Annotated in this window: 7 protein-coding genes and 1 pseudogene; 7 read left to right on the forward strand and 1 reads right to left on the reverse strand. The window is 40.9% G+C overall.

The features are described from left to right. From BLR76_RS12110 to BLR76_RS10935, 6 genes and pseudogenes are all read left to right on the forward strand, one after another. A pseudogene (locus BLR76_RS12110) lies at nt 1–241 on the forward strand (reverse transcriptase); the annotation flags it as partial. A 166-nt stretch (nt 242–407) separates the two neighbouring features. After that, nucleotides 408–788 (forward strand): GNAT family N-acetyltransferase, encoded by a 381-nt coding sequence (locus BLR76_RS10915; RefSeq protein WP_091268874.1) that lies wholly within the window; start codon nt 408–410, stop codon nt 786–788. Beyond that, nucleotides 728–1,594, forward strand: coding sequence for a GNAT family N-acetyltransferase (locus BLR76_RS10920; protein ID WP_143009253.1), 867 nt, complete (start codon nt 728–730; stop codon nt 1,592–1,594). Before BLR76_RS10915 ends, BLR76_RS10920 begins: the two co-directional genes overlap by 61 nt. Nucleotides 1,595–1,632: 38 nt before the next feature. Then, complete coding sequence (gene arsC / locus BLR76_RS10925) at nt 1,633–2,037, forward strand: arsenate reductase (thioredoxin) (RefSeq protein ID WP_091268877.1); 405 nt, start codon at nt 1,633–1,635, stop codon at nt 2,035–2,037. A 104-nt stretch (nt 2,038–2,141) separates the two neighbouring features. Next, nucleotides 2,142–2,741 carry a TraX family protein gene (locus BLR76_RS10930; protein ID WP_091268879.1) on the forward strand — a complete coding sequence of 200 codons (600 nt, stop codon included), beginning with the start codon at nt 2,142–2,144 and terminating at the stop codon, nt 2,739–2,741. Between the two features lie 203 nt (nt 2,742–2,944). Further along, a complete protein-coding gene (locus BLR76_RS10935) occupies nt 2,945–4,387 on the forward strand; it encodes a cryptochrome/photolyase family protein (protein ID WP_091268881.1) in 1,443 nt (480 codons plus the stop codon). 84 nt (nt 4,388–4,471) lie between these two features. On the opposite strand, the gene BLR76_RS10940 is transcribed toward BLR76_RS10935, so the two are convergent. Next, nucleotides 4,472–5,224 carry a CPBP family intramembrane glutamic endopeptidase gene (locus tag BLR76_RS10940; protein ID WP_091268882.1) on the reverse strand — a complete coding sequence of 251 codons (753 nt, stop codon included), beginning with the start codon at nt 5,222–5,224 and terminating at the stop codon, nt 4,472–4,474. 309 nt (nt 5,225–5,533) lie between these two features. On the opposite strand from BLR76_RS10940, the gene rbsK reads away from it, so the two are divergent. Next, complete coding sequence (gene rbsK / locus BLR76_RS10945) at nt 5,534–6,421, forward strand: ribokinase (protein ID WP_091268884.1); 888 nt, start codon at nt 5,534–5,536, stop codon at nt 6,419–6,421. The last annotated feature ends 223 nt before the right edge of the window (nt 6,422–6,644 follow it).

A 6,644-nucleotide genomic window follows, 5' to 3' on the forward strand; every position in this document is an offset into this window, starting at 1 on the left:
AATTAAATCGTGGTTGAATCATCGGCTAAGACAATTGATTTGGAAGAGATGGAAGAAAGTATCCACTCGATATAGAAAATTAAAACAACTGGGGATAGAACACGATGATGCACTCAAAATGGCTGGTAGCCGAAAGGCTTACTGGAGGCTCTCGCGAAGTAAAACTTTACATCGTGCCATAACAAATAAGAAGCTCGAACAGTGGAAATTAAAAGATTTAATACTACTGTATGAACGTTAGAGATATTCAAGTTATTGAACCGCCGTATACGAGAACCGTACGTACGGTGGTGTGAGAGGTCGACTAGTCAATTAATGACTAGTCTCCTACTCGATTCTATAGCCTTAAAGACCGGCTATAATAGAGATGTAGTAAGACCAGCAAAGAAATTAAAGGAGACTAAATCATGACTGAGATTAGGGAACTGACTCATGAGTATTTTGAAAACGCTTATCAGTTAAATGTTTACTCTTTTCATTTCAAGGAAACAGAAGACAGTAAGGAAAGACTATTCAATGAACATGCTAATGGTCAGGTTTTGGGGTCGTTCTCTGATGATCGGCTGACCAGCGTTTTGATTATTTTTCCATTTGAAGTCTATTATCACGGCAACGTACTGAAAATGGGTGGTATAGGCAATGTTACCAGTTATCCAGAAGTAAGAGGGAAAGGATCCGTCCGTCAGCTGATGGAAAAAGCTTTAAAAGAGATGAAGAAACAGGGACGGTGCTGTCATATTTGTCCCCGTTTTCCTATCACTTCTACCGTAAGTTTGGGTATGAAGTAGTTTTTGAAAAACGGCAGTACAACATCTCACCCGATGCATTTGGCTCGTTCAAAATTCCAGAGAAACCTGTCGAGCGTGGTGTATGGAAAGAACAGAAAGAAGCAGTAAAAGACATTTACGACCAGAAAATGAAAGGTGCTGTAGGTCCAGTAAAAAGAAATGATTGGATATGGGAAAATCGAATCATGAATTCGGATAAGAAAAAGCTGGCGCTTTACCGGGACGAAAAAGGTATCCCAAAAGGGTATCTATTATACGAATTTTCAGGTGAAAATCAGGGGAACTTTAAAATTAACGAACTACACGCGCTGACAGGTAGAGCAGAAAAAGCACTATGGGAATATATCGGGGCCCATGCAGCCGGGTTCGATACATTTGAGTATACTACTCGTTCAGATCAGCGCCTGACACACCTGTTTCGCGAAGCAGACTTAAATCCTAAAATGGTGTCATCTATGATGGCTCGTATAGTAGATATGGAAAGTTTCCTGAAACAGTTTCCCTTCAGACAGACAGAAAACCAGGAGTTCTGGCTTGAAGTCACTGATGATACCGCAGAGTGGAATGCTGGACTGTTCAAGCTTTCTATGTCGGATGGTAATGTTCAAGTCAGTTCTGCAGAACAGCCAGAAGAAAAGTCCCGCTACCTGAAAGCCAGCATCCATACTTGGACGCAGCTGTTCATGCAATTTAAGAAAGCGACTGACCTGCAGTTTGAAGGCTCACTGATCAGTTCAAAAGAGACAGCACAAGCGCTTCAGGATAGTCTTCCTGAAGGTGTACCTGAACTTCATGACTATTTTTAAGAATCAAAAAGGATAGAATGAACAAGGAGGAAAAACTAATGAACAAAATCTATTTTCTCTGCACAGGTAATTCCTGTCGCAGTCAGATGGCGGAAGGTTACGGCAGAAAGCTATTGGATCCTGATCAATTTGAAATCAGGAGCGCAGGAATCGAAACGCATGGCCTTAACCCGAGAGCGGTCAAAGTAATGGAAGAAGATGGGATTGACATTACTGGTCAGACTTCGGACCTGATCGATCAGAATTATTTTAATGAAGCTGACTTGATCATTACATTATGCGGTGACGCTCGAGATAAATGTCCGACAATTCCTTCCGGCGTGGCTCACGAGCATTGGGATCTGGAAGACCCGGCACAAGCCACTGGAACGGAAGAGGAAATTTTAAATACATTCCGTGAGACAAGGGATATAATCAAAGAAAGAATTCAGACACTCAAATAATCAGTCGCACAGTGCGGATAAGTTGGGGAAACAGCTTATCTGTACTGTGTTTTTTACTGACTAAGGGTATAATGGATAAAACTAATGAGTAAGGTGTGAGCTGAATGTCCAGAACATTCGACGAAAAACTGAATATGGTCAAATGGATCGGGATTCTGACCATGACCATCGATCATGTGGGGTACTTTCTATTCCCGGGACTGCTATGGATGCGCATGATCGGTCGGATTGCGTTTCCTTGCTTTCTCTATAGTACAATAGAAGGAACTGAACGAACCTCAGACTACAAAAAGTACATCACTCGCCTCTTTGGGCTGGGAGTGCTGTCCATGCTTGTTACTCCAAACACGATCAATGTGCTGTTTCTTTTAGGCCTGTTTTCGCTTTCTCTAAAATATAGACGTTATTTTCCATTATTTATGCTCCTGAGTTTTATTGCGGAGTACAGTGTTTATGGCTTTTTGTTTGGATGGGCCATATATTGGATGAAGGAAAAGGATCTTCTCCAGGGAATAGCAGGTTCAGTGGCCGTCCAGTTTCTCTTTGGGATAAGTATCCAGACCTTGTCTCTAATCTCTCTTCCCTTTATGTTCATGGACAAAGGTATCAAACTGCCTAGGCTGCCAAAATATTTTTTCTACTGGTTTTACCCGCTTCATCAGGCGGTGCTCATCTTGATTGTCAGCCTGCTTCAACTTGTCTAAAGATTTTCTGATTAAGTTATTGATAGTGTTTCCTCCTTATAAGTATAAAACACCATATATTAATAATATTATGGTGTAAATTAATATAGATGATATAGATTCAATTACTATTTTTTTTGTGTACAGTACAAACAAGAAGAGAACTGAGAATAGACTATGTTAAACTTATAAATAACAATTTGAATTTAAAAGGAGGAGTAGAGATGACCTCAGTCATGTGGTTTAGAAGAGATTTACGACTGGAAGACAATACAGCACTGAAACACGCCTTTGAAGAATCGGATCAGCTGATCCTGCTTTTTCATGTCAATCCAGAACAGTTCCTGGAGGACGGCGCAACGAATCAAGTCAGCTTTTTTAATAGTGTAAAGATACTTGAGGGATCAATTAAAGAGCAAGGTGGAAAGTTACATATTCTATTTGGTGACATCGAAGACTGTTTTAAGAAGCTGAAAGAAATGTTCCCTGATTGGTCTGACGTTTTTATTAACAGAGACGAGAAAGGTTATGGTCTTCAAAGAGATAAAAAGATGGCCCGGTTTTTCAAGGAACATGACATCAAAGCACATGGATTCTTTGACCACCATATCCATTATGCTACTGAAATAAAAACAAAGTCAGATACCCTATACAAAGTATTTACCCCTTACTTCAGACAGTGGAAAGAAAAGCGGAAGCCTGACCCGGTGACCGTTGATTTTCAGAAAGATAAACTGGTCTCGTCTTCTGAATTTGATGATCATCACGAGCGGTTCCAAAAATTCTTCGATAAACAAGTTGAGATAAACAGTCAGTCCAAGGTTGAAGAGCTGGAGCAGGGAAACAAAGCCGCACACCAGAAACTCGATGAATTCATCGAAGATAAATTGAGCGAGTACAAGGAAGCACGAGATTTTCCATTGAAGGATGGCACGAGTCGAATGTCTCATCACTTAAGAGCTGGAGAAATATCCGCACGTACAGTCTATTCAAAAATAAAGGCAGCGCCTGACTCAAAAGGAAAAGAAACCTTTATTCAGGAACTGGCCTGGCGTGATTTCTACAACATGGTCTACTATGCCTACCCTGATCAGAAAGAAAAAGAAGTGGATGACAACTTCAGCAAGGTAGAGTGGGATAATAATGAAGAGAATTTCGAAAAATGGAAAGAAGGCAGAACAGGGTTTCCAATCGTAGATGCGGCTATGCGTCAGCTCAAGCAGAAAGGGTGGATGCATAATCGGCTGAGGATGATTACCGCATCATTTCTGACAAAAGATCTGCTGATTGACTGGCGCTGGGGAGAGAAATACTTCCAGACCCATCTGGTGGATTATGACCCCTGCAGTAACATCGGAGGCTGGCAGTGGGCTGCGTCAACCGGAACAGACGGGGTGCCTTACTTCAGAATTTTTAACCCCACGACTCAGTCCGAACGTTTTGATAAGAAGGGAGATTTTATCCGCCTGTACGTCCCGGAACTGAAAGCCATCGATACGAAAAAAATACACGAGCCCTCAACACTTACAAAAGAAGAACAGAAAAAATATGGGATCACAATTGGGGAAGATTATCCTGAGCCGATCGTCAACCATAAGCGAAGCAGAGAACTCGCCATTCAGGCCTATGAAAAAAGCAAGAAGAAGGTCCAGGGAGAACAGGACTAAATTATATAATTAAATAGTAAATGAAAAAAGACAGCTCCCATAACAGAGCTGTCTTTTACATGTCGAGAAAACCATCTATTTAATTTAAAGCGAGATCAGGACAAGAAAGCCGACAAGGTTATTGATAAAGTGGAAGAAAATAGCGGCTTCGACTGAACGGGTCCGTTTGGCCGCATAGCCGAACAGCAGGCCCATGCCGACATAAGTATATACAGCCACTATTGATGTGGGAACATGGACAAGTCCGAACAATACAGACGTAATGATCAGAGTCAGCCAGCTGACGTCATTGTGTTCTTTGCGGAAAAATATTATTCCTCGGAAGAGCCATTCCTCAACCAGTGGAGCGGCGATCACTATAGTGATGAACAGCATCCATATCGGTGTGTCAGTTGCCATCGCTTCAATCGCTTCCTGATTGACGAGCTGTCCGTCACCGACTATGTACTCGAGAACTGATCCACCAATATTGAACAATACATATCCGACCGGAACATACCAGGCAAGAAACTTCCAGTCTTCACCAGTCAGACCAGGAAGGATTGTCCATTCATTTCGGGTCAGGCGTTTTCTGTTCATCAGTGGGATTTTCTTCGCATAAATAATGATGACCGACAGGACGAGACCTCCTGCAAAAGCAATGAAGGTCATGACCCCTTCCAGCTGCACGAATGACTGAAGCAGTTCCTCCTGTGACAGTTGAGCGTTCATAAAACCGAAAACAAGACCGAACAAAATGGAGATAATGAAAGGGAAAATAATAGGTGAGACCAGCCACATCAGAATCTGATCGCTGATTTTCGTTCTTCTTAATGGAAATCCTTGTAAAAATCTCAATAGTAGTCCTCCTAAGTATGATATGTGTTTCAGTATAACAGACTACCAGCATCTGTGGGAACCATATGAAGGTTAGGATGACTACTACATCATATCTATAGATATAAGGAAATAAAATGAGTATAAAGCATTGTAAATATAATACTCGAAATTATGGAAACAATTTGGATACAGTGTAATTTTACTAACATGATTGATAGTATGGAGAATGAATAGTAAGACCGCTCGATATTAGTGGTTGAAATAGGGTAATATAAGATGTAAATATTTTAGGTATAAGAATAAATGCCTAAAGATAGGAGGGGTTTTATGCCAAAGATAACAGTAGCAGGCAGTATTTCAACAGATTTCGTGGTGGAAACAGATAAACGTCCTTCAGTAGGAGAAACAGTAGAAGGGCGAACATTCACAACAAGCTTCGGAGGGAAAGGAGCTAATCAGGCGATAGCTGCCGCTAGAGCTGGAGCTGAGACAACCATGCTAGGGGCTGTAGGAGACGATATTTTTGGAGAGAAATTAGTGATGAACTTCGAAGAAAACGAAGTTGATTCAAGCTGTGTTGAAAGGGTCACTCAATCTTCAGGATCAGCTTTCATAACACTTTCTAAAGGAGATAATTCAATTATTTATATTCCCGGGGCGAATAATTCTTACTCGCCAGCGATGATTGACAAAGTCCTTAAGGGTACACACATTATCCAGGAAAGTGACATGGTGCTGGTACAGAATGAAATACCTGAAGAAACTGTGAATTATCTGATTAGAACGTGCAATAAGCTGAATATTCCTGTGCTGCTTAATCCAGCACCTGCACGAAAACTGGGAAATAAGTTAATTGAACAGGTCACACTTCTCACACCCAACGAAAGCGAATTTGACATTCTGTTCCCTGAAATGGATCTAAATAAAGCAGTGGAAAGCTATCCTAATAAATTGATTGTAACTTTAGGCAGTAACGGAGTTGTATTCCATGACGGTCAAGAAATCCAGTTCATACCAGCTCATAAAGTAAAAAATGTAGTGGACACTACTGGAGCCGGTGATACTTTTAACGGAGCTTTTGCCTATGCATATTCTTCGGGCTTATCTATTAAAGATAGTATACGTTTCGGGAATGCGGCAGCTAGTCTTTCCATTCAGAAAAACGGAGCTCAGGAAGGAGCACCGTCACTTGAGCAAATAAAGAGCGTGATATAGCCGTAAAAGATTGATATGTAGTATAATTATATCATTATGTAATTATCTAAGTTTCAACCCAAGTTATCGGTGAAACAGCAATTGTTTTGTGCAGATTGAGCAATAACCAAATAACCCTTTAGATATACACTCAAGTTTCGCACCCCTAAGAACTCCGTTCTATCCTTTACATCATAAGGATTATTTAGATTAATCAGCTTAAAAGTAAAGAAAAAGACAGCTC

The sequence above is a fragment of the Alkalibacterium thalassium genome (genome assembly GCF_900101165.1).
Classification (GTDB): domain Bacteria; phylum Bacillota; class Bacilli; order Lactobacillales; family Carnobacteriaceae_A; genus Alkalibacterium; species Alkalibacterium indicireducens.

What these genes read in the sequence shown, in the direction of transcription:
- BLR76_RS10915 (WP_091268874.1), top strand. Translation starts at nt 408, where the DNA reads ATGACTGAGATTAGGGAACTGACTCATGAGTATTTTGAAAACGCTTAT.
- arsC (WP_091268877.1), top strand. Translation starts at nt 1,633, where the DNA reads ATGAACAAAATCTATTTTCTCTGCACAGGTAATTCCTGTCGCAGTCAG.
- BLR76_RS10930 (WP_091268879.1), top strand. Translation starts at nt 2,142, where the DNA reads ATGTCCAGAACATTCGACGAAAAACTGAATATGGTCAAATGGATCGGG.
- BLR76_RS10935 (WP_091268881.1), top strand. Translation starts at nt 2,945, where the DNA reads ATGACCTCAGTCATGTGGTTTAGAAGAGATTTACGACTGGAAGACAAT.
- rbsK (WP_091268884.1), top strand. Translation starts at nt 5,534, where the DNA reads ATGCCAAAGATAACAGTAGCAGGCAGTATTTCAACAGATTTCGTGGTG.